This is a genomic window from Pseudomonas sp. p50(2008) (assembly GCF_015351605.1).
Lineage (GTDB): Bacteria > Pseudomonadota > Gammaproteobacteria > Pseudomonadales > Pseudomonadaceae > Aquipseudomonas.
Genome location: NZ_JACMYF010000002.1, coordinates 98,507 through 121,843, shown reverse-complemented (window position 1 = coordinate 121,843; position 23,337 = coordinate 98,507). Strand labels below are relative to the sequence as shown.

21 protein-coding genes are annotated in these 23,337 nt (G+C 56.6%); 10 read left to right on the top strand and 11 right to left on the bottom strand.

The annotated features are described in order from the left end of the window. Nucleotides 1-70 precede the first annotated feature (70 nt). The 3 genes from H7698_RS05645 to H7698_RS05635 all read left to right on the top strand — a co-directional run bounded on the left by H7698_RS05645 (nucleotide 71) and on the right by H7698_RS05635 (nucleotide 4,079). A complete protein-coding gene (locus tag H7698_RS05645) occupies nucleotides 71-577 on the top strand; it encodes a sigma-70 family RNA polymerase sigma factor (RefSeq protein WP_194690839.1) in 507 nt (168 codons plus the stop codon). Further along, the gene (locus H7698_RS05640; RefSeq protein ID WP_194691114.1) at nucleotides 577-1,524 is read left to right on the top strand and encodes a FecR domain-containing protein; all 948 of its coding nucleotides are present in this window, start codon (nucleotides 577-579) and stop codon (nucleotides 1,522-1,524) included. The genes H7698_RS05645 and H7698_RS05640 overlap by 1 nt, the downstream gene beginning before the upstream one ends. 119 nt (nucleotides 1,525-1,643) lie before the next feature. Further along, nucleotides 1,644-4,079 (top strand): TonB-dependent siderophore receptor, encoded by a 2,436-nt coding sequence (locus H7698_RS05635; protein WP_194690838.1) that lies wholly within the window; start codon nucleotides 1,644-1,646, stop codon nucleotides 4,077-4,079. Between the two features lie 101 nt (nucleotides 4,080-4,180). Here H7698_RS05635 and mnmE read toward each other — a convergent pair whose 3' ends face one another. The 5 genes from mnmE to rpmH all read right to left on the bottom strand — a co-directional run bounded on the left by mnmE (nucleotide 4,181) and on the right by rpmH (nucleotide 8,109). After that, nucleotides 4,181-5,551 carry a tRNA uridine-5-carboxymethylaminomethyl(34) synthesis GTPase MnmE gene (gene mnmE, locus H7698_RS05630; RefSeq protein WP_194690837.1) on the bottom strand — a complete coding sequence of 457 codons (1,371 nt, stop codon included), beginning with the start codon at nucleotides 5,549-5,551 and terminating at the stop codon, nucleotides 4,181-4,183. A gap of 79 nt (nucleotides 5,552-5,630) precedes the next feature. Then, on the bottom strand, nucleotides 5,631-7,316 hold the full coding sequence (yidC, locus tag H7698_RS05625; RefSeq protein WP_162437607.1) for a membrane protein insertase YidC: 1,686 nt from the start codon (nucleotides 7,314-7,316) through the stop codon (nucleotides 5,631-5,633). Between the two features lie 2 nt (nucleotides 7,317-7,318). After that, nucleotides 7,319-7,564: a membrane protein insertion efficiency factor YidD gene (yidD, locus tag H7698_RS05620; RefSeq protein ID WP_052966011.1), complete on the bottom strand. Its 246-nt coding sequence runs from the start codon at nucleotides 7,562-7,564 to the stop codon at nucleotides 7,319-7,321. Further along, nucleotides 7,557-7,958, bottom strand: a complete 402-nt coding sequence (gene rnpA, locus H7698_RS05615) for a ribonuclease P protein component (protein WP_202027651.1) — start codon at nucleotides 7,956-7,958, stop codon at nucleotides 7,557-7,559. Before rnpA ends, yidD begins: the two co-directional genes overlap by 8 nt. Nucleotides 7,959-7,974: 16 nt before the next feature. Then, the gene (gene rpmH, locus H7698_RS31180) at nucleotides 7,975-8,109 is read right to left on the bottom strand and encodes a 50S ribosomal protein L34 (protein WP_003213577.1); all 135 of its coding nucleotides are present in this window, start codon (nucleotides 8,107-8,109) and stop codon (nucleotides 7,975-7,977) included. A gap of 566 nt (nucleotides 8,110-8,675) precedes the next feature. Here rpmH and dnaA point away from each other — a divergent pair. From dnaA to gyrB, 4 genes are read left to right on the top strand one after another with little or no spacing between them, the layout of a single operon-like run. Continuing rightward, entirely contained in the window at nucleotides 8,676-10,196 is a 1,521-nt protein-coding gene (gene dnaA / locus H7698_RS05610) for a chromosomal replication initiator protein DnaA (protein WP_194690836.1), read from the top strand. Between the two features lie 39 nt (nucleotides 10,197-10,235). Next, complete coding sequence (gene dnaN, locus H7698_RS05605) at nucleotides 10,236-11,339, top strand: DNA polymerase III subunit beta (RefSeq protein ID WP_017341709.1); 1,104 nt, start codon at nucleotides 10,236-10,238, stop codon at nucleotides 11,337-11,339. Between the two features lie 20 nt (nucleotides 11,340-11,359). Further along, on the top strand, nucleotides 11,360-12,463 hold the full coding sequence (gene recF / locus H7698_RS05600) for a DNA replication/repair protein RecF (protein WP_194690835.1): 1,104 nt from the start codon (nucleotides 11,360-11,362) through the stop codon (nucleotides 12,461-12,463). 5 nt (nucleotides 12,464-12,468) lie between these two features. Further along, nucleotides 12,469-14,886, top strand: coding sequence for a DNA topoisomerase (ATP-hydrolyzing) subunit B (gene gyrB / locus H7698_RS05595; protein ID WP_162437603.1), 2,418 nt, complete (start codon nucleotides 12,469-12,471; stop codon nucleotides 14,884-14,886). 237 nt (nucleotides 14,887-15,123) lie between these two features. On the opposite strand, the gene H7698_RS05590 is transcribed toward gyrB, so the two are convergent. The 4 genes from H7698_RS05590 to glyQ form a co-directional block, all read right to left on the bottom strand. Further along, a complete protein-coding gene (locus H7698_RS05590; protein ID WP_194690834.1) occupies nucleotides 15,124-15,903 on the bottom strand; it encodes a lysophospholipid acyltransferase family protein in 780 nt (259 codons plus the stop codon). Between the two features lie 81 nt (nucleotides 15,904-15,984). Next, nucleotides 15,985-16,524: a D-glycero-beta-D-manno-heptose 1,7-bisphosphate 7-phosphatase gene (gene gmhB / locus H7698_RS05585; protein ID WP_178114297.1), complete on the bottom strand. Its 540-nt coding sequence runs from the start codon at nucleotides 16,522-16,524 to the stop codon at nucleotides 15,985-15,987. A gap of 4 nt (nucleotides 16,525-16,528) precedes the next feature. Beyond that, nucleotides 16,529-18,583 (bottom strand): glycine--tRNA ligase subunit beta, encoded by a 2,055-nt coding sequence (gene glyS, locus H7698_RS05580; RefSeq protein ID WP_162437600.1) that lies wholly within the window; start codon nucleotides 18,581-18,583, stop codon nucleotides 16,529-16,531. Next, nucleotides 18,580-19,533 (bottom strand): glycine--tRNA ligase subunit alpha, encoded by a 954-nt coding sequence (gene glyQ, locus H7698_RS05575; protein ID WP_008155694.1) that lies wholly within the window; start codon nucleotides 19,531-19,533, stop codon nucleotides 18,580-18,582. The genes glyS and glyQ overlap by 4 nt, the downstream gene beginning before the upstream one ends. A gap of 81 nt (nucleotides 19,534-19,614) precedes the next feature. Here glyQ and tag point away from each other — a divergent pair, with 81 nt between their 5' ends. From tag to H7698_RS05560, 3 genes are all read left to right on the top strand, one after another. Further along, nucleotides 19,615-20,172, top strand: coding sequence for a DNA-3-methyladenine glycosylase I (gene tag, locus H7698_RS05570; RefSeq protein WP_162437599.1), 558 nt, complete (start codon nucleotides 19,615-19,617; stop codon nucleotides 20,170-20,172). A gap of 40 nt (nucleotides 20,173-20,212) precedes the next feature. After that, on the top strand, nucleotides 20,213-21,100 hold the full coding sequence (locus tag H7698_RS05565; protein WP_162437598.1) for a lysophospholipid acyltransferase: 888 nt from the start codon (nucleotides 20,213-20,215) through the stop codon (nucleotides 21,098-21,100). A 162-nt stretch (nucleotides 21,101-21,262) separates the two neighbouring features. Further along, complete coding sequence (locus tag H7698_RS05560; RefSeq protein ID WP_162437597.1) at nucleotides 21,263-21,502, top strand: PilZ domain-containing protein; 240 nt, start codon at nucleotides 21,263-21,265, stop codon at nucleotides 21,500-21,502. On the opposite strand, the gene H7698_RS05555 is transcribed toward H7698_RS05560, so the two are convergent. Both H7698_RS05555 and trkA read right to left on the bottom strand, forming a co-directional pair. Beyond that, a complete protein-coding gene (locus H7698_RS05555; protein WP_194690833.1) occupies nucleotides 21,503-21,817 on the bottom strand; it encodes a tetratricopeptide repeat protein in 315 nt (104 codons plus the stop codon). 132 nt (nucleotides 21,818-21,949) lie between these two features. Next, complete coding sequence (gene trkA / locus H7698_RS05550) at nucleotides 21,950-23,323, bottom strand: Trk system potassium transporter TrkA (protein ID WP_162437595.1); 1,374 nt, start codon at nucleotides 23,321-23,323, stop codon at nucleotides 21,950-21,952. Nucleotides 23,324-23,337 lie beyond the last annotated feature (14 nt).

Here is a 23,337-nt window from a genome sequence, read left to right as displayed (position 1 = left end):
CGGAACACTATTGTGAGAAGGCGAAACAAAAGCTAATAATAGCCATTATCATTAACTCACCTATTCCACTATGCCCTTACCCTCAGATACGGCGGCAGTTCAGCAGATCTACGAGCAGCACCATTCCTGGTTGTATGGTTGGCTCAAGGGAAAGTTGCACGACGCTTGCGATGCTGCAGATGTTGCGCACGACACCTTCGTGCGCATCCTGGGAGCCAGAAATGCCGCACAGATTCGCGAGCCGAGAGACTATTTGGCGACAGTGGCGCGTGGGCTGGTGATCGACCGTTACCGCCGGCGAGCCATCGAAGTGGCGTATCTGGAGTCAGTGGCTTCCCGCCCCGATGCCACCACGATCAGTGAAGAGGATAAAGCCCTTATCATCGAAACCCTGATAGCTGTGGATAAAGCCCTGACAGGCTTAGGTGCAAGAGCGAAGCGTATCTTCATGCTTTCACAGATCGATGGCCTGACTTATCAACAGATCGCTCTGGAGTTGCAGGTGTCGCTGACGACGGTAAAGAAACACATGATTCGCGCACTCACGGAATGTTCTCTGATTTTGGCGAGCGCATGATGCCAGTCGTCCCCGATCGAAAAATCTTTGAAGCCGCGGCCAGTTGGTACGTGCAGTTTCAAATAGAACCGCCTTCGCAGGCCCAACAGCAGGCTTGGCAGCATTGGGTCGAGAGCAATCCGGCGCACTTGGCGGCCTGGAACCAGATGGAGCAAATGCAACGACATCTGGGCGCCTTGCCTAAAGACCTTACCCGGCGCGCGCTTTCCTCTACCCATCATCGCCGCCAGGTGCTCAAGCTGTTACTTCTACTTGCCGGTACCGGATACGTTGGCTGGAACGTCCAGCAATACACCTCGCTGGGAAATGTATGGGCCGACTACGCCACTAAAGTCGGTCAACGAAAAAAGATAGAGCTCGCCGAAGGGACCAGTCTGTACCTCAACACCCATACGGCAGTGGATGTCCTGTTCGATGGCCAGCAACGACTGATCCGATTGCGCGCGGGAGAGATTCTCGTACGCACGGGAAAATCCGGAGATGCTCGGCCGTTTTTCGTCGAAACACAGGACGGCCGCATCCAGGCACTGGGAACGCAGTTTTCGGTTCATCAATTGTCGGGATCGACACGTGTCGGTGTACTGGAGGACCGCGTCAGCATTCAACCAGGCGATCAAACCGCGAGTCCACGCATTCTGCGAGCTGGCGAAGGGGTCGACTTCGACAGCGCCAGTATCGGTGTGACTCGCCCTTATCGTTTATCGGAAACGGCCTGGATCAATGGTCAACTAATAGTCCTGGATGCATTTTTGGGCGATGTTATTCGAGAGTTGGGACGCTATCGCCCAGGGATCCTGCAATGTGATCAGCGCTCCTCAAGGTTACGTGTCTCCGGCACCTTTCGACTGGACTCCACGGACGCGGTACTGGCGAACCTGCAGGCTTCACTCCCTATCAGCGTGCGTTATTTCACACGCTATTGGGTCTCGATCAGCCATGTCGTTTGATGTGCCCGACGCCTCAAGAAAATAAATGCATGCCGGGGTTATCTTTTTTTAACCTGACACGGCCCTACAGGTAATCGCGATCAACGCGGCTCTTTGCCACCTTCAGGGCTTAACTTCCCATGCGACTTCCTACGTTTCGAAAGCGCTTTTCCCACCACTGCATTGCCTACAGCTTGTTGATGACCAGCACGGCGATTTGCGTGCTGGCCACCACCAGTGCAGTTGCAGCCAGTGCCACTCAGCGCTACGCGATCGCCGCCGGTCCACTGGACAACGCATTGAGCCAGTTTGCCTCGGCAGCCAATGTGATCCTGTCGTTCTCGCCGCAACAAACAGCTCAATTGCGTACGCAAGGGCTGGCGGGAAGCTATTCCATCGAACAGGGTTTCTCGATTCTGCTGCAGGGCTCCGGGTTACAGGCAGATCCCCAAGCTGTGGGCAGTTACATTTTGCAGCCGGTTCCCGACGCTGATTCGCTGGTACTCGGCGCCACAAACATCAATGCCACACAACCGAATGAGATGAACCTGAATTACGCTGCGGATGTTGGTTACAACGCAAAGAACAGCCGGGTTGGCACCAAAACCAGCACCCCTTTGTCTGAAACTCCGCGCTCTGTCTCGGTCGTAACAAGCCAACGTATCAAGGATCAAAAATCCCAGACACTTACGGATGTACTCGGGTACGTACCGGGGATCTTTGCGCCACCGTTTGCTGCTGGCGATAGCCTTGCCGGAGACCTATTCTTCATCCGCGGCTTTAATGCTACCGACTATGGCTATGGCCTGTTGCGCGATGGTTTGCGGGTGCAGGGCAATCGGTATGACACCAGTACAGAGCCTTATGGACTGGAACGGGTCGAGATATTTCGCGGCCCCTCCTCTTTGCTGTATGGCGAAAACGCGCCTGGCGGACTGGTCAATCTCGTGAGCAAACGCCCGACTGCGGCCCGTCAGGGCGAAGTGCAGCTCAGCTACGGCTCCAACAATCGTCGTCAACTAGGCGTCGATGTATCCGGGCCACTGAACGACAGTGGAAACATCCTCGGACGAGTCGTGATGCTGGGACGCAACGCCGATACGCAAACCGACCACGTACCGGATGATCGGCTGTACATCGCTCCTTCGCTGACGCTCAACTTCGACGATTTCAATACGCTGACGCTGCTGGCGAACTACCAGAAGGATCACACCAACATGGAGCTTGGCCTGCCAGCGGCCGGGACGTTGCTTACCAACCCGAACGGCAAGTTATCCAAGGACACCATGCTCGGTGACCCGGACTGGAATACGTTCGAGCGGGAAACCTGGAGCACTGGATATGAATTTACCCACAGCTTCAACGACGATTGGCAGTTCCGGCAGAACTCGCGCTATATGCAGTCGCGAATCACCCGCCACGAAACCTGGCCGGGTAACCTGAACAACGCAGGATTTGGCACGCGACTGAACGTGACGGCCTATGACCGTTTCAACAAGTCGATGGTGTACTCGCTGGATAACCAGCTGGAAGGGAAATTCCAGGTGGGTGAGATGGAAAACACGGTGTTGTTCGGTGGCAGCTTCGACCGTACCTCATTCAATCAGGACTGGAATGCCGGTTTCGTGGGTCCTATCGATATCTACAATCCCGTCTACCTGCGCGACCCTCTGACGCCAATTGCGGTGCAAAACACGTTGCTGGAACAGCAGATGAAAGGTATTTATGCGCAGATCCAAAGCAAATACGACCATTGGCTGTTCCTCTTGGGCGGTCGCCAGGATTGGGTCGACAGTGATTTTCGCGACAAAGTCGCCTCGGCCAGCAACATCAGCTCTGAAGACAAGAAGTTCACCTACCAGGGTGGCGTGATGTACCAGTTCGACAACGGCTTGACGCCCTATGTGAGCTATTCCACGGCGTTCGTTCCGGTGCAGCAAATTTCAAACTCGGGAGCGCCGCTGGACCCGATCAGCAGCAGCCAATACGAAGTGGGCCTGAAGTACGAACCTATCGGTGGGGACACCGCCATCACCGCCTCGGTGTATGACCTGCGTAAAAAGGACGACACCTACTTCGATGCCACTTCCTCGACTTATCGCCAAGTGGGCGAGAGCCGTTCCAAAGGTGTGGAACTGGAGCTCAACAGCAATTTGACTCCCAACCTGAACGTAACGGCGGCTTATACCTATACCGATGCGCGAATCACCAAGGACGCGGCCACTTCATTGGTCAAAGATCATCAGATGACGGGTGTACCGCGTAACCAGGCTTCTGTCTGGGCGAAGTACCGCTTCCTCGAAAGCCGCCTCAAAGGGCTCTATGTCGGAGGGGGTGTGCGGTATTTCGACAGTGCGTTCGCGTACACCTCGCCCTCACTCTACGGAAAGCTTGATGCGGGTGACGTGACGTTGGTGGATGCTGCGATCGGCTATCAGATCGATCGCAACTGGACGGTCGACGTGAATGCGAAAAACCTGTTCGACAAGGAGTACGTTTCCGGCTGTAACGATGCAGGCCGTTGCTACTGGGGTGAAAGCCGGACGCTATTGGGCTCAGTGTCCTATAACTGGTAACGAATCGAGGGCTGTGGATAAGTTACCAACAGTACCTCCGGGATCTGCCAGCGAAGCGCATTTGAATTCGCCTTCGCTGGCAGGGCCGGTTCCCGTATTGGTTACTTGCCGATACAGAAGCTGGAAAAAATCCGGCCCAGCAAATCATCGGAGCTGAACGCACCGGTGATTTCTCCCAGGGAATGTTGCGCCTGGCGCAGATCTTCCGCCAACAGCTCACCCGCCCCCGCCAGCGTCAACTGTGCGCGACCGTGCTCAAGCGATGCACTCGCATGGCGCAACGCCTCGAGGTGACGCCGGCGAGCGCTGAAGCTGCTTTCCGAGGTCTGCTCATAGCCCATGCAAGCCTTGAGATGATCACGCAGCAGTTCCAGTCCCGCACCTGCGGACTTGGCACTCAAGCTAATGGTGACGTGGCCATCTTCGCTAACTTCCAGGGCAATAGGCTCACCGGTAAGGTCCGCCTTGTTGCGAATCAAGGTGACCTTGGCGGGATCCGGGCGAACTTCCAGAAATTCCGGCCATAGCGCGAAAGGATCGAGCGCTTCCGGTGCGGTGGCATCTACGACCAGCAACACTCGATCTGCTTCACCAATGGCTTTCAATGCCCGTTCCACACCGATTTTTTCCACATGATCGTCGGTGTCGCGCAAACCTGCAGTATCCACGACATGCAGCGGCATGCCATCGATGTGGATATGTTCACGAAGGATATCCCGGGTGGTCCCGGCAATCTCTGTGACGATGGCAGCTTCGCGACCGGCCAGGGCGTTAAGGAGGCTGGATTTCCCTGCGTTCGGTCGGCCGGCAATCACAACCGTCATCCCGTCCCGAAGCAACGCGCCTTGGCCGGCTTCACGCAGCACTGTGGATAACTCTTCCCGTACTTTATCGAGCATGCTGAGGACATGACCATCGGCCAGGAAATCGATTTCCTCTTCTGGAAAGTCGATTGCCGCCTCCACGTAGATCCTCAAGCCGATCAATTGCTCGGTCAAGTTATGCACACGTTCTGAAAATGCGCCTTGCAAGGAACGCAGTGCATTCCGGGCAGCCTGTGCAGAACTGGCCTCGATCAAGTCGGCGATCGCTTCGGCCTGGGCCAGGTCGAGCTTGTCGTTGAGGAATGCACGTTCGCTGAATTCACCCGGTCGAGCCAAACGGCAGCCCAGTTCCAGGCAACGCTTGAGCAGCATATCCAGAACCACGGGGCCGCCGTGTCCCTGAAGCTCAAGCACATCTTCACCGGTAAATGAGTTTGGACCCGGGAAATACAGCGCGATCCCTTGGTCCAGTACTTCTTCGTCATTACCCAGAAAGGCACCGTAATGGGCGAATCGAGGTTTAAGTTCACGGCCGCTGAAAGCTTTGGCCGCGACACTGGCCAGCGGTCCCGAAATTCGGACGATGCCCACACCACCGCGACCTTGTGCAGTGGCGACAGCAGCGATGGTTTCACGAGGAACACTCATAAACCGATATCCAGACAAAAGTGACAGATAGCAAAACGCCCCACTAGGGGGCGTTCTGAGTGGTTATCCACAGTGTAAATCAGGCAGCTGCTTTAGTAGCCGCTTCGACTTTACGCGTGATGTACCACTGTTGGGCGATGGACAGGCAGTTGTTCACTACCCAGTACAGCACCAGACCAGCCGGGAACCACAGGAAGAAGAAGGTGAAGATGATTGGCATCAGCTTCATCACCTTGGCCTGCATCGGATCCGGAGGTGTCGGGTTCAACTGCTGCTGGATGAACATGGTTGCGCCCATGATAATCGGCAGAATGAAGAACGGATCCTTGATCGACAGGTCAGTAATCCACAGCATGAACGGCGCTTGGCGCATTTCAACGCTTTCCAGCAGAACCCAGTACAGCGAGAGGAAAACCGGCATCTGCACGAGGATTGGCAAGCAACCACCCAGCGGATTGATCTTCTCTTTCTTGTACAGCTCCATCATGGCTTGCGACATTTTCTGCCGGTCGTCGCCATGTTGCTCTTTCAGCGCGGCCAGTTTAGGTGCCACTGCGCGCATACGGGCCATGGATTTGTAGCTGGCAGCCGACAACGGGAAGAAAATCCCTTTGATCAGCATGGTCAGGAAAATGATCGACCAGCCCCAGTTGCCTACCAGCGCGTGGATGTGTTGCAGCAACCAGAAAATAGGTTGGGCAATGAACCACAGGATGCCGTAGTCGACAGTCAGTTCCAGGCCTGGGGACAACTCTTTCAGTACAGCCTGGCTTTTCGGGCCGGCATACAGAACGGCACTGGTTTCAGCCTTGGCACCTGGCGCGACGGTAATCGACGGACCGGTGTAGCCAATGATGTAGTTGCCTTTGCTGTCTTTACGGGTCTGGACGATATTGTTTTCGCCCTTGGCCGGAATCCATGCAGTCACGAAGTAGTGCTGCAACCAGGCAACCCAACCACCGCTGACGGTTTCTTTCAGCTGAGCCTTGTCCATGTCCTTCATGGACACTTTCTTGTACGGCTCGTTACTTGTCCACAGGGCTGCCCCCAGGTAAGTCGCAGTACCGGTGGCCGTTGTGGAAGACGGATCCGCGCTCGCGTCACGTTTCAGCTGAGCGAACATCGCGCCAGACCAAGGCTGAGCGCTTTCGTTATCGATCAGGTAGGAAACGGTAACGTCGTACAGGCCACGTTTCACAGTGAAACGCTTGATGTAGTTGACGCCGTCCTTGCTGAACTTCAGGTCCACGACCAATTGGTCCTGTCCGTCAGCCAGTTGGTAAACCTTCTTCTCCGAGGAGTAAACCGGACGACCGGCAGGACTTGCGTCCGGGCCGTTGGTGCCGATCAAACCGCTTTGAGCCAGATAAGTACGTTCGTTGCCGTTATCGAACAACTGGAACGGAATTTCCGGATGATCCTGGCGACGTGGATACAGCGGCAGAGTCAGCTGGGCAACATCACCACCTTGTGGATCGATTGCCAGATCAAGTACGTCCGTTTTGATACGGATCAGATCTTTGCTAACAGCTACTGGCGTTTCCGCAGGTGCCGTTGCACTGGCATCGCTTGTGGCGCGTGGAATGTCGTCACTGACAGAAGCATTATTGCCAGTCGCCGTATCCGGTAGGCCCGGTGCGGTAGTACTGGAAGCAACATTCTGAGTCGGCAGGGCAGTTTGACCGTAGTCCTGGTTCCATTTAAGGACCATAACGTAGGCCACGATTGCCAGGGCGACGATCAGGATCGTGCGTTTGATATCCATGATTACTCGGCCATCGAAGAAGAACGGGAGGTAGGGATAGATGGAACCGGGTCATAACCACCGGGATTCCACGGATGACAGCGACCTAAACGACGAAAGGTCAGCCAGCCACCGCGCAGAAGGCCATGATTTTCTATGGCTTCATACGCGTAGCAGGAACAACTGGGGTAGAAACGACAGTGACTGGCCATCAGAGGACTAATGGCATAGCGATAAAACTGGATCGGAACGAGTGCCAGTTTACGCATCGGTACTGTCTACCCCTACAGTTTCGGTTTTGACTGCTGGTACCGGCGTGCTGCGTGCCAGACGCTTCCAGAGTTTGCCGAAATGCTGAATCAATTCGGGGTTTTCTACGTCACCCAAACCTTTGCGCGCGACGATAACTATGTCCCAGCCGACCAGAGAATCCTGGTGCAGACGGAACGATTCGCGCATCAGACGTTTGAGGCGATTGCGCTCGACGGAGAGCTTTACGCTCTTTTTCCCGATAACCAGCCCGAGACGGGGGTGATCAAGATCGTTGTTGCGCGCAAGGAGCAGGAGATTTTTCCCCGGAACCTTGCCGGTAGGGGAGTCAAAGACTGCCTTGAAATGCCGGGGGGTAAGCAGACGCTTTTCCCGACTGAAGTCCTGACTCACCTCCAGTGCCGGCTTATCAAACTGCCAGACGCGCACGACCTTTGGCGCGACGACGCGACAGAACGGCGCGACCGTTTTTGGTAGCCATACGAGCACGGAAACCGTGGGTACGAGCGCGTTTGATAGTGCTTGGTTGGAAAGTACGTTTCATTGTCGTGTTACCTGGTTCGTCCACAACGGGCCGGAATGGCCCCCGTTTTAAGAGACCGGGGATTCTAGAGAAAGCAAGCCTCTAGGTCAATTTCCAACCAGCGTTTCCTTATAAATAGATCTCTGGGCGTTTTGCTGATCACCAGGCCTCGGTAGATATAGAAATAAAGAAGGAAAGTATTTAAAGCTTTTTTGTAAAGCTTATAAAAGCTAGGGGAGCGGTTCTCTGTGGATAACTGCCACCAGCCCTTTAAAATCCTGATGTACAGAGAATGACAACTACCGTGGTAAACGGTGGTAACCCTGTGCTGCACTGTCGGATAAGCTGTGTGTGAAAGGCGGTGTTATCCACAGGCAGGTTATCCACCGAGTTTCACCCCTACTTGTACAACGACCTTAGGGTCGGTTATCCACAGAGCTTATGCACAGACCGTTGGTCGCCTTTTTTCCGCATAAAGCGTTGATTCCCCTTGGAAGCTGAGCAACCTACGTGTGGATAAGTCAGCGTCTGGCCGCTACAATGGCCGCTTGTTTTTGCCTCACCGGCTTTCAACTTAGGGGATATCCGTGTCAGTGGAACTTTGGCAGCAGTGCGTGGAGCTTTTGCGCGATGAGCTGCCTGCCCAACAATTCAACACTTGGATCCGTCCACTACAGGTCGAAGCCGAAGGCGACGAGTTGCGCGTGTACGCACCGAATCGTTTTGTTCTCGACTGGGTCAACGAAAAGTATTTGAGCCGCGTCCTTGAGCTGCTTGATGAGCATGGCAATGGCATGGCGCCGGCGCTGTCCTTATTAATAGGCAGCAAACGCAGTTCGGCACCTCGTGCAGCGCCAAATGCTCCGCTCGCCGCAGCGGCCTCTCAGGCCCAGGCCACGCAAGCGCCTGTCAGTGCACCAACGCAGGCTCCTGCATCCTTGCCGACCAAGCGTTCGACTCAAAGAATGGCTGATGTCAGTGAAGAGCCGTCTCGTGACAGCTTTGACCCGATGGCGGGTGCGAGCTCGCAACAGGCACCGGTTCGCGCCGAGCAGCGCACCGTGCAAGTCGAAGGTGCGCTCAAGCACACCAGTTACCTGAACCGTACGTTCACGTTCGAAAACTTCGTCGAAGGCAAGTCCAACCAACTGGCCCGAGCTGCGGCCTGGCAAGTGGCTGATAACCCAAAGCACGGATACAACCCGCTCTTTCTTTATGGCGGCGTCGGCTTGGGTAAAACCCACTTGATGCACGCTGTGGGTAACCACCTACTAAAGAAGAATCCGAATGCGAAGGTCGTTTACCTGCATTCCGAGCGTTTTGTAGCGGACATGGTCAAGGCCTTGCAGCTGAACGCGATCAACGAGTTCAAGCGCTTTTACCGTTCGGTAGATGCGTTGCTGATCGATGACATTCAGTTCTTCGCCCGTAAGGAACGCTCACAGGAAGAGTTTTTTCACACCTTTAACGCGTTGCTTGAAGGTGGTCAGCAGGTCATTCTCACCAGTGACCGCTATCCGAAAGAAATCGAAGGCCTCGAAGAGCGCCTGAAATCCCGCTTCGGCTGGGGCCTGACGGTTGCCGTCGAGCCGCCGGAGCTGGAAACCCGTGTCGCGATCCTGATGAAAAAGGCCGACCAGGCCAAAGTCGATCTGCCACACGATGCGGCGTTCTTCATCGCCCAACGCATTCGTTCCAACGTCCGCGAACTGGAAGGCGCGCTCAAGCGCGTGATTGCCCACTCGCACTTTATGGGCCGCGATATCACCATTGAGCTGATTCGCGAATCCCTGAAGGACCTCTTGGCTCTCCAGGATAAATTGGTCTCTGTGGATAACATTCAGCGCACTGTCGCCGAGTACTACAAGATCAAGATCTCCGACTTGCTGTCCAAACGTCGTTCACGTTCGGTTGCCCGTCCGCGTCAGGTTGCCATGGCCTTGTCCAAGGAACTGACCAACCACAGTCTGCCGGAAATCGGTGACGTGTTTGGGGGCCGCGACCACACGACTGTTTTGCACGCTTGCCGCAAGATCAACGAACTTAAGGAATCCGACGCGGACATCCGCGAGGACTACAAGAACCTGCTGCGTACACTGACCACTTGATGAACACCAGCGCAGCTTATTAAGGCAAGGGACTAGACCATGCATTTCACCATTCAACGCGAAGCCCTGTTGAAACCCCTGCAACTGGTCGCAGGCGTCGTCGAACGTCGACAGACCTTGCCGGTGCTCTCCAACGTGCTGCTGGTTGTCGAAGGCCAGCAACTGTCGCTGACCGGTACCGACCTGGAAGTCGAGCTGGTCGGTCGTGTACAACTCGAAGAGCCTGCTGACCCGGGTTCCATCACTGTGCCGGCACGCAAGCTCATGGACATCTGCAAGAGCCTGCCCAACGACGCGCTGATCGACATCAAAGTCGACGAGCAGAAGCTTGTGGTCAAAGCCGGACGTAGCCGATTCACGCTGTCGACGTTGCCGGCCAATGACTTCCCGACGGTGGAAGAAGGTCCTGGCTCGCTGACCTGCAGCCTCGAGCAAAGCAAACTGCGTCGTCTGATCGAGCGCACCAGTTTTGCCATGGCCCAGCAAGACGTACGTTACTACTTGAACGGCATGCTGCTGGAAGTCTCGGCCGGTATCATCCGCGCTGTCGCTACGGACGGTCACCGCCTGGCGATGTGCTCGATGCAGGCTGATATCGGTCAGCCGGATCGCCACCAGGTCATCGTGCCACGCAAGGGTATCCTTGAGTTGGCGCGTTTGCTGACCGAGCCGGACGGCATTGTCAGTATCGTCCTGGGTCAACACCACATCCGTGCTACCACGGGTGAATTCACCTTCACCTCGAAGCTGGTCGACGGCAAGTTTCCTGACTACGAGCGCGTGCTGCCTAAAGGCGGCGACAAGCTGGTACTAGGCGATCGTCAGGCGCTGCGCGAAGCGTTCAGCCGTACCGCGATTCTGTCCAACGAGAAGTACCGTGGTATCCGTCTGCAACTGGCCAATGGTCAGCTGAAAATCCAGGCGAACAACCCGGAACAGGAAGAGGCGGAAGAAGAAGTCGGCGTTGAATACAACGGCGGCAATCTGGAAATCGGCTTCAACGTTAGTTACTTGCTGGACGTGCTGGGCGTAATGACGACCGAGCAAGTTCGTTTGATTCTGTCCGACTCTAACAGCAGTGCGCTGGTGCAAGAGTCCGACAACGACGATTCGGCTTACGTTGTCATGCCGATGCGTCTGTAATCATGCTCAGCATAAGCTAGATGTCTCTAAGTCGCGTCTCGGTCACCGCGGTGCGCAATCTGCACCCGGTGACCTTCTCCCCCTCCCCCCGAATCAACATTCTTTACGGCGCTAACGGCAGCGGCAAAACCAGTGTTCTGGAAGCCATTCATCTGCTGGGGCTCGCCCGGTCGTTTCGCAGCAGCCGGCTTTTACCCGTCATTCAGTATGCACAGCTGGCCTGTACGGTGTTTGGCCAGGTTGAGCTGGCCGAGGGCGGGAACAGTGCCCTGGGGATATCTCGGGACCGCTCCGGCGAGTTCCAGATTCGCATCGACGGACAGAATGCCCGCAGCGCGGCGCAGTTGGCGGAGATTCTGCCACTTCAGTTGATTAACCCCGACAGCTTCCGTCTGCTTGAAGGCGCACCGAAGATTCGCAGACAGTTTCTCGACTGGGGAGTGTTCCACGTGGAACCCCGCTTCATGTCGACCTGGCAACGGTTACAGAAGGCCCTGCGCCAGAGAAACTCTTGGCTGCGGCATGGTACACTTGACGCCGTTTCGCAAGCGGTTTGGGACAGGGAACTGTGTCAGGCCAGCGCTGAAATTGATGAATACCGCCGCGCCTATATCAAAGCCTTGAAACCAGTCTTTGAGAAGACCTTGAGCGAATTGGTAGAGCTTGAGGGATTAACGCTCAGCTATTACCGCGGTTGGGATAAAGATCGCGAGTTGAGTGCAGTGCTCGCCGGCTCCCTTCAGCGGGATCAGCAAATGGGTCACACCCAGGCGGGACCACAACGTGCTGATTTGCGTCTTAGATTAGGTGCGCATAACGCCGCGGATATCTTGTCCCGGGGTCAGCAGAAGCTGGTGGTTTGTGCCTTGCGGATCGCTCAAGGGCATCTGGTCAGCCAAGCCCGACGCGGCCAGTGTATTTATCTGGTGGATGACTTGCCGTCCGAACTGGACGAGCAACATCGCCGCGCGCTTTGCCGCTTGCTGGAAGACTTACGCTGCCAGGTATTTATCACCTGTGTAGATCACGAATTATTGAGGGAAGGCTGGCAGACGGAAACGCCAGTCGCTTTGTTCCACGTGGAACAGGGCCGTATCACCCAGACCCACGACCATCGGGAGTGAAGGCATTGAGCGAAGAAAATACGTACGACTCAACGAGCATTAAAGTGCTGAAAGGCCTGGATGCCGTACGCAAACGTCCCGGTATGTACATTGGTGACACCGACGACGGTAGCGGCCTGCACCACATGGTGTTCGAGGTGGTCGACAACTCGATCGACGAAGCTCTCGCCGGCCACTGCGACGACATCAGCATCATCATCCACCCGGATGAGTCCATCACCGTTCGCGACAACGGCCGTGGCATCCCGGTAGACGTGCACAAAGAAGAAGGCGTTTCTGCAGCCGAGGTCATCATGACCGTGCTGCACGCTGGCGGTAAGTTTGACGACAACTCCTACAAAGTATCCGGTGGTCTTCACGGTGTAGGTGTGTCGGTAGTTAACGCCCTGTCCGAAGAGCTTATTCTCACGGTGCGACGCAGCGGCAAGATCTGGGAACAGACGTATGTCCACGGTGTTCCTCAAGAGCCGATGAGGATCGTTGGCGAGAGCGAAACAACCGGTACACAGATCCACTTCAAACCGTCGGACCAGACGTTCAAAAACATCCACTTCAGCTGGGACATCCTGGCCAAGCGGATTCGTGAACTGTCCTTCCTCAACTCCGGTGTCGGCATCGTCCTCAAAGACGAACGCAGCGGGAAGGAAGAGCTGTTCAAGTATGAAGGTGGCCTGCGTGCATTCGTTGAATACCTGAACACCAACAAGACTCCGGTCAACCAGGTATTCCACTTCAACATCCAGCGTGAAGACGGTATCGGCGTAGAAATCGCCCTGCAGTGGAACGACAGCTTCAACGAGAACCTGTTGTGCTTCACCAACAACATTCCACAGCGCGATGGCGGTACTCACCTGGTGGGTTTCCGTTCCGCACTGACGCGTAACCTGAACACTTACATCGAAGCGGAAGGCCTGGCGAAGAAGCACAAGGTTGCCACCACCGGTGACGACGCTCGTGAAGGCCTGACTGCGATCATTTCGGTAAAGGTTCCTGATCCGAAGTTCAGCTCCCAGACCAAAGACAAGCTGGTTTCTTCCGAAGTGAAGACCGCGGTCGAACAGGAAATGGGCAAATACTTCTCCGACTTCCTGCTGGAAAACCCGAACGAAGCCAAACTGGTCGTCGGCAAGATGATCGATGCGGCACGGGCTCGTGAAGCGGCGCGTAAAGCCCGTGAGATGACCCGTCGTAAAGGTGCGCTGGACATCGCCGGCCTGCCGGGCAAATTGGCTGACTGCCAGGAAAAAGACCCTGCCCTCTCCGAACTGTACCTCGTGGAAGGTGACTCTGCTGGCGGCTCCGCCAAGCAGGGACGTAACCGTAGGACTCAGGCCATCCTGCCGTTGAAGGGCAAGATCCTGAACGTCGAGAAGGCGCGCTTTGACAAGATGATCTCTTCGCAAGAAGTGGGCACCTTGATCACCGCTCTGGGCTGCGGGATCGGCCGCGACGAATACAACATTGCGAAGCTGCGTTATCACAACATCATCATCATGACCGATGCTGACGTCGACGGTTCGCACATCCGTACCCTGCTCCTGACTTTCTTCTTCCGTCAGTTGCCGGAGCTGATCGAGCGCGGCTATATCTACATCGCTCAGCCACCGCTGTACAAGGTCAAGAAAGGCAAGCAAGAGCAATACATCAAAGACGACGACGCCATGGAAGAGTACATGACGCAGTCGGCCCTGGAAGACGCGAGCCTGCACCTGAACGAAGAAGCCCCGGGTATCTCCGGACCAGCGCTGGAGCGCTTGGTGAATGACTTCCGTCTGGTGATGAAGACCCTCAAGCGTTTGTCGCGCCTGTACCCGCAGGAGCTGACCGAGCACTTCATCTACCTGCCTGCGGTGAGCATGGAGCAGCTGTCCGATCACGCAGCGATGCAAGACTGGCTGACCAAGTACGAAGTTCGTCTGCGCACTGTCGAGAAATCCGGCCTGGTTTACAAAGCCAGCCTGCGTGAAGATCGTGAACGTAACGTCTGGCTGCCAGAGGTCGAACTGATCTCCCACGGCTTGTCGAACTACGTCACTTTCAACCGTGACTTCTTCGGCAGCAACGATTACAAGACCGTTGTTTCCCTGGGCGCTCAATTGAGCACCTTGCTGGACGAAGGCGCGTATATCCAGCGTGGCGAACGCAAGAAGCCCGTCACCGAGTTCAAGGAAGCTCTTGAATGGCTGATGGCTGAAAGCACTAAGCGTCACACCATCCAGCGCTATAAAGGTCTGGGTGAGATGAACCCTGATCAGCTGTGGGAAACTACCATGGACCCAGCGCAGCGCCGGATGCTCAAAGTGACCATCGAAGACGCCATTGGCGCGGACCAGATCTTCAACACCCTGATGGGTGATGCGGTCGAGCCTCGTCGTGACTTCATCGAAAGCAACGCCTTGGCGGTTTCGAACCTGGATTTCTGATTCAGCTTTCCCCCGCTAAATAAAAAGGCCAACGCACAAGCGTTGGCCTTTTTGTTTGCGGCTTGATTTTTACCTATAAAAAAACCGGCTATATCAGCCGGTTTTTTTACGCCCTAAAAAAACTTATGCACCATTTCGGTAATTTTATGAGTTTAAGAAATATGTATATAAATCATTAACCTACAAACGAATTACGTCGATTTTCAATCAAACGGTACACAGGTTATCCACAGAATCTCAGACAGCCATTTGATCGGTCTCGACCGGTGCCTGCGGCGCAGGTGGAATCGAGCCCATCTCGCGCTGCATTTGCTCGTTCCAGGCTTGAACCCGATCGTTCAGTGCGGCGATGGCTCGCGGTCCGCTGCCTTCGGCATACATCGGTTCACCGATGATTACGGTAATCACGCCCTGCTTCTTGGCCCAACCGGTTTTTGGCCAGAACTTGCCGGCATTATGTGCAATCGGCAGCACTGGAAGCGCAGCATTAACAGCTAGCGCGGTGCCCCCGCGGGAGAATTTGCCAACGGTGCCGTAAGGTACCCGCGTTCCTTCCGGGAAGATCAGTACCCAAACACCATCCTTGAGCAACTCGTCGCCCTTCTTGGCTACGTGCTTGAGCGCTGCTTTCGGGTTGTCGCGATCAATCGCGATCGGACGCAACATGGCCATGGCCCAGCCGAAAAACGGCACAAACAGCAACGAGCGCTTGAGGACCTGACTTAATGGCTGGAAATAGGCCGAGAGAAAAAACGTCTCCCAGGTGCTCTGGTGATTCGACTGAATGACGCAGGGTTGGTCAGGCACATTTTCTGCGCCCTTCACTTCGTAACTGATCCCCAGGAAAACCTTGCTCAGCCATAAGGCGCAGCGGCACCAGTAAACATTGATGAAGCGATAGCGCGCCTTGAACGGCAGGAAAGGCGCGATAAAAAAGCTCAGGCTGCACCAAAGCAAAGAGCTGGTGCCCAGCAACAGGTAAAAGAGGAAAGTTCTGATGGCCTGCAGTATCGACATGGCGACATTTACCGTGCGGGCTTTGCCCGTCGTTATAAAGCGCACTCCCGATCAATCCTTGGTCAGAATATCGAAAACGCTCTAATTGTGGATAAGTTCTGCGGCAATCGCCGCCAGATCGTCAAAAATCAAGGTGCCCACCGGCAAGGTCTTGCCCAGCGTTTTTTCGCCCTTTCCGGTCTTAACCAACACAGGCTGAGAATCGACGGCTTTGGCGGCTTCCAGGTCACCAAGACTATCGCCGACGAACCACAGATTGGTCAGCGATACGTTGTAATGAGTGGCGATGTTTTTCAACATCCCGGGTTTTGGCTTACGGCAATCGCAGCCATCGTCCGGCCCATGCGGGCAATAGACAATCAGCCCGACTTCCCCACCCTGCTCCGCCACGAGCGAGCGCAGTCGCTCATGCATGGCGTCCAGGGTGGCGATGTCGTAGTAACCGCGAGCGATGCCCGACTGGTTGGTAGCAACCGCTACCGTCCAGCCGGCCTTGCTCAACTGCGCAATGGCTTCGATCGAGCCGGGCAGTGGAATCCACTCCTCCACCGACTTGATGTAAGCGTCGGAGTCGTAATTGATCACCCCGTCCCGATCGAGAATCAGCAGTTTCAACAGCAGCCCCTCAGCCCAGCAGCGAAATGTCGGCGACGCCGAGGAACAGACCACGCAGACGCGCCAGCAACGCATAACGGTTGGCGCGCACGTTGGCGTCTTCCGCGTTGACCATCACGGCTTCGAAGAACGCGTCCACCGGCTCGCGCAAGGCAGCCAGGCGCGCCAGGGATTCGCTGTACTGACGCGCAGCAGCCATCGGCTGGACAGCCTGGTCAGCCTGTTGAATCGCCGAGTACAGGGAGAACTCGTTGGCGTTGTCGAAATATTTGGCTTCAACAACCGTCGGCACCGAGCCTTCGACCTTGCTCAACAAGTTCGACACGCGCTTGTTCACCGCTGCCAGAGCAGCCGCTTCCGGCAATTGACGGAAGGCTTGTACGGCTTGAACACGCTGATCGAAGTCCAGCGCAGAACCCGGCTTCAAAGCACGCACCGACAGGTACGTCGCCACATCGACACCTTCGTCTTCGTAACGGGCACGCAGACGGTCGAAGATGAACTCCAGTACCGAGTCGTTCAAGCCGGCAACCTTGACCTTGGTGCCGAAGGCATTCACAGCGAATGCCACCGCGTCGTTCAGGTCGAGGTCGAGCTTCTTGTCGATCAGGATGCGCAACACGCCAAGGGCAGCACGGCGCAGGGCGTACGGGTCTTTGCTACCGGTAGGCAGCATGCCGATGCCGAAGATGCCGACCAGGGTGTCGAGCTTGTCAGCGATGGCCACGGCCGCACCGGTCAGGGTGGTTGGCAACTCGGCGCCAGCACCGCGTGGCATGTACTGCTCGTTCAGTGCCAGAGCGACTTCTTCCGGCTCGCCATCGTTGAGGGCGTAGTAGTAACCGGCGACGCCTTGCATCTCCGGGAACTCACCGACCATCTCGGTCGCCAGGTCGCACTTGGACAGCAGGCCAGCACGGGAAGCCCATGCAGCGTTGCCGCCGATGCGCTGAGCGATGAAGGCGGCGAGTTTGGAAACGCGCTCGGCCTTCTCGTAGACACTGCCCAGTTTTTCCTGGAACACCACGTTTTGCAGGCGCAGGTTGAAGTCTTCGAGTTTCTGCTTCTTGTCTTGCTTGAAGAAGAACTCGGCGTCGGTCAGACGTGGACGAACCACTTTCTCGTTACCGGCGATGATCTGCTGCGGGTCTTTGCTTTCGATGTTGGCCACGGTAATGAAACGCGGCAGCAACTTGCCGTCGGCGTCCAGCAGGCAGAAGTACTTCTGGTTGTCCTGCATGGTCGTGATCAGCGCTTCTTGCGGCACGTCGAGGAAGCGCTCTTCGAACGAGCACACCAGCGGCACAGGCCATTCAACCAGCGCGGTGACTTCGTCGAGCAGCGCAGGTGGAACGATCGCCGTACCTTCCTGCAGCGTAGCCAGTTCTTCGGTACGTTTGCTGATCAGCGCGCGACGCTCATTGGCATCGGCCAGCACGTAAGCAGCACGCAGATCGTTCAGGTAATTGGCCGGCGAAGTGATGCGCACGTTTTCCGGGTGATGGAAACGGTGACCGCGAGAATCGCGGCCAGACTTCTGGGCGAGGATCGTGCAATCGATAACCTGGTCACCGAGCAGCATCACCAGCCACTGGGTCGGACGTACGAATTCTTCCTTGCGAGCGCCCCAGCGCATGCGCTTTGGAATCGGCAGGTCGTTCAGCGAATCTTCAACGATGGTTGCCAGCAAGCTGGCGGTCGGTTTGCCGGCGATGCTTTGGCTGTAACGCAGTTTCGGGCCGCTCTGATCGATTTCGCTCAGATCGACGCCGCACTTCTTGGCGAAGCCCAAGGCTGCTTGAGTCGGGTTGCCTTCGGCATCGAAGGCCGCCTGACGTGGCGGACCGTCGAGGTTGATGCTGCGATCCGGCTGCTGGGTGGCCAGCGAGGTGATCAGCACAGCCAGTCGGCGCGGTGCGGCGTAGACGGTTTTGGTCTCGTAGTTCAGGCCAGCCGCTTGCAGGCCCTTGTCGATACCGGCCAGGAACGCATCAGCCAGCGTGTTCAGGGCTTTGGGTGGCAGTTCTTCAGTGCCCAGTTCAACCAGAAAATCCAGAGCACTCATTGTGCAGCCTCCAGCTTAGCCAACACTTCATCACGCAGATCCGGGGTCGCCATCGGGAAGCCCAGCTTGGCGCGAGCCAGCAGGTAGGCTTGCGCAACGGAACGCGCCAGGGTGCGCACGCGCAGAATGTATTGCTGACGCGCGGTCACCGAGATTGCCCGGCGCGCATCCAGCAGGTTGAAGGTATGGGAGGCCTTCAACACCATTTCGTAGCTCGGCAACGGCAACGGCTGGTCGAGTTCGATCAGGCGTTTGGCTTCGCTCTCGTAGAAGTCGAACAGCTCGAACAGCTTTTCGACGTTGGCGTGTTCGAAGTTGTAGGTCGACTGCTCGACTTCGTTCTGGTGGAACACGTCGCCGTAGGTCACTTTGCCCATCGGGCCGTCAGCCCAGACCAGGTCGTAGACCGAGTCCACGCCTTGCAGGTACATGGCCAGACGCTCGAGACCGTAGGTGATCTCGCCGGTCACCGGGTAGCACTCGATGCCGCCCGCTTGCTGGAAGTAGGTGAACTGCGTCACTTCCATGCCGTTGAGCCAGACTTCCCAGCCCAGACCCCAAGCGCCCAGGGTCGGCGACTCCCAGTTGTCTTCGACGAAACGAATGTCGTGGACCAGCGGGTCCAGACCGACGTGCTTGAGGGAGCCCAGGTACAGTTCCTGGAAGTTGTCCGGGTTCGGCTTCAGGACTACCTGGAACTGGTAGTAGTGCTGCAGACGGTTCGGGTTTTCGCCGTAGCGGCCGTCAGTCGGGCGACGACTGGGCTGCACATAAGCGGCGTTCCAGGTTTCCGGGCCGATGGCACGCAGAAACGTGGCTGTGTGGAAAGTGCCGGCGCCTACTTCCATATCGTAGGGCTGAAGTACCACGCAACCTTGCTCGGCCCAGTATTGCTGGAGGGCGAGGATCAAGTCTTGGAAGGTACGCACGGCTGGCGTAGGCTGGCTCACGAAATTCACCTGTTTCTTGGGCTGCGATTTAAAGAGCGGGAGTATACCCGATTCGGTCCTGCGCACGCCCCCTGGAGCCTTATGCCACGCTGCTTTTGGTGTTCCGAAGATCCGCTGTACATGGCTTATCACGATCAGGAGTGGGGCGCGCCGCTTCGCGATGCGCAGGGATTGTTCGAGTTGCTTTTGCTCGAAGGGTTCCAGGCCGGCCTCTCATGGATCACCGTGCTGCGCAAACGCGAGCGTTATCGCGAGGTGCTGTTCGGCTTCGACGTCCAGCGCGTGGCGCAAATGAGCGATGCGGAAATCGATGAGCTGATGCTCGATCCGGGGATCATTCGCAATCGTCTCAAGCTCAATGCTGCCCGGCGCAATGCCCAAGCCTGGCTGGCGTTGGAGGACCCGGTGGTGTTTCTCTGGTCTTTCGTTGGCGGTACGCCAGTGATCAATCATTTTAAGGATCGCAGCGAAGTGCCAGCGGTGACCCCGGTCGCCGTGGAAATGAGCAAAGGCTTGAAAAAGGCCGGGTTCACGTTCGTCGGACCGACCATTTGTTATGCGCTGATGCAGGCCTCGGGCATGGTCATGGACCATACCCAGGATTGCGATCGCTACGCGACGTTGGCGAACGGCGGTTAGAATGACCGCCTCGCGCACAGCACAAGATCAGGAGTGACCTGTGGATAAGTTTAAAGGCGCCTTGCTGGTAGGCGCTCTGCGGTTGTTTGCCCTGCTTCCATGGCGGGCAGTGCAGGCAGTGGGTTCGGCGATTGGCTGGATGATGTGGAAAACCCCTAATCGTTCCCGTGACGTGGTGCGGATCAACCTGGCCAAGTGTTTTCCGGACATGGACCCGGCCGAACGCGAGCGCCTGGTTGGCCAGAGCCTGAAAGACATTGGTAAGTCCCTGACGGAAAGCGCCTGCGCTTGGATCTGGCCGGCTCAGCGCTCCATCGATCTGGTGCGTGAAGTCGAAGGTCTCGATGTTTTGAAGGACGCCCTGGCGTCGGGTAAAGGCGTGGTCGGCATCACCAGTCATCTGGGCAACTGGGAGGTGCTGAATCACTTCTATTGCAGCCAGTGCAAGCCGATTATTTTTTATCGCCCGCCAAAATTGAAGGCGGTGGATGATTTGCTGCGCAAGCAGCGGGTGCAACTGGGTAACCGCGTAGCGGCCTCCACCAAGGAAGGCATTCTCAGTGTGATCAAGGAAGTGCGCAAAGGTGGTGCAGTGGGTATTCCGGCTGACCCGGAACCGTCCGAATCTGCCGGAATCTTCGTGCCCTTCTTCGCCACCAAGGCCCTGACCAGCAAATTCGTGCCCAACATGCTGGCCGGGGGCAAAGCGGTCGGTGTGTTTCTGCACGCCCTGCGGCTGCCGGACGGCTCAGGCTATAAAGTGATTCTCGAAGCCGCGCCGGAGGCCATGTACAGCACAGACACCGAAACGTCTTGTGCCGCCATGAGCAAAGTGGTCGAGCGCTATGTAGCGGCTTATCCAAGCCAATACATGTGGAGCATGAAACGCTTCAAGAAGCGGCCGCCAGGTGAAGAACGGTGGTACTGACATAATTGGCACGCTCTGTGGATAACCTGTAGGAGCAATGCTTGCACGCGAAGACTTCATTAAATTGAACATGGGTGTTGGATGGCATATCGCCTCGCGAGCAAGCTGTGCTCCTACAAAAAAATCCAGTTATCCACAACCCGGTTAATAAGGGCGCAGAAGATGTCCGAACACCGCAAATCGTTTCGCATCAAGATCATTCACGACAGCTTCGGCGAATGCCTCGGCCAGACCCGCAATCTGTCGACCACGGGTGTCTACGTCAAGCATCCGCGCCTGTCGTCGTTGCCCAAAGGCGCGGTGGTTTATGGTCAGGTGCAGGGGTTACCCACAGGTGCGCCGCGAGTGCGCATGGAAGTGGTGCTGGTAGATGCCGATGGCATTGGCCTGCGCTATCTCTGATTACTGAGCCTGACGCTCAAGCTTCTTCAGAAACACCGTCATCTCCTTTTCCGCCTGCTTGTCGCCATGGGCGCGGGCGGCTTCGATGCCCTGTTCCCATGCCTGACGCGCAGCCGGAAAGTCCGCCAACGCCAGCCAGGCTTTGCCCAACAGCTTCCATGCCGCCGAATATTTGGGGTCGAATTCGACACAACGCTGGAAATGCTCGGCCGCCTTGGCGTTTTCGCCCAGATCCAGATAACCCTTGCCCAGGCCGAAGCGCAGCAAAGCGTTATCCACACCCTTGGCGAGCATCTTTTCCAGGGATTCGATCATGGTTAGCACCTCTTTATGCAGATCATTCCCACGTTCCGCGTGGGAATGCAGCCCAGGACGCTCCGCGTCCCTTTAAAGCCGAACGCGGAGCGTACGTTGAGGCATTCCCACGCAGAGCGTGGGAATGATCTGTTAGAAAAAGCTCAGCCCCACGTGAAACAGCTTCTCCACGTCGCGAATATGCTTTTTATCCACAAGGAACAGAATCACATGGTCGCCCGTTTCGATCACCGTGTCGTCATGGGCAATGATCACTTCTTCATCACGAATGATTGCCCCGATAGTCGTGCCCGGTGGCAGGCCGATGTTCTCGATGGCCTTGCCAATCACTTTGCTCGACTTTGCATCGCCATGGGCAATCGCCTCGATGGCTTCCGCCGCCCCCCGACGCAATGAATGCACGCTGACGATATCGCCGCGACGCACGTGGGCGAGCAAGGTGCCGATGGTGGCCAGCTGCGGGCTGATGGCGATGTCGATATCGCCGCCCTGGATCAGATCCACGTAGGCCGGGTTGTTGATGATGGTCATCACCTTCTTCGCACCCAGACGTTTAGCCAGTAGCGAAGACATGATGTTGGCTTCGTCGTCGTTGGTCAGGGCCAGGAAGAGATCTGCGTCTGCAATATTTTCTTCGAGTAGCAAATCGCGGTCCGAGGCGCTGCCCTGCAACACGACCGTGCTGTCCAGGGTGTCGGACAGATGGCGGCAGCGGGTCGGGTTCATCTCGATGATCTTGACCTGATAGCGGCTCTCGATGGCCTCGGCCAGACGCTCACCGATTTGCCCGCCACCGGCGATAACGATGCGCTTGTAGGTTTCATCAAGGCGGCGCATTTCGCTCATCACCGCGCGAATGTTCGCTTTGGCGGCAATGAAAAAAACTTCGTCATCCGCTTCGATCACGGTGTCGCCTTGGGGCAAAATCGGTCGGTCACGACGGAAAATCGCAGCGACGCGGGTTTCCACATTCGGCATGTGCTCACGCAGTTGCCGCAGTTGTTGACCCACCAAAGGTCCACCGTAGTAAGCCTTCACGGCCACCAACTGCGCCTTGCCTTCAGCGAAGTCGATTACCTGCAACGCGCCCGGATGCTGGATCAGACGCTTGATGTAATTGGTGACCACTTGTTCCGGGCTGATCAGCACGTCCACCGGAATCGCTTCGTTGTCGAACAGTTCGGCGCGTGTGAGGTACGCAGCTTCTCGGACACGGGCAATCTTGGTCGGCGTATGGAACAGGGTGTGGGCAACCTGGCAGGCCACCATGTTGGTTTCGTCGCTGTTGGTCACGGCCACCAGCATGTCGGCGTCGTCCGCGCCGGCCTGACGCAGCACCGTTGGCAGCGAGCCGCGGCCTTGCACGGTTCGAATGTCCAGCCGGTCACCGAGGTCACGCAGGCGTTCGCTATCGGTATCGACCACGGTGATGTCGTTGGCTTCGCTGGCCAAGTGTTCCGCCAGCGAACCGCCGACCTGCCCTGCGCCGAGGATGATGATTTTCATCCAGTCACTCCCTT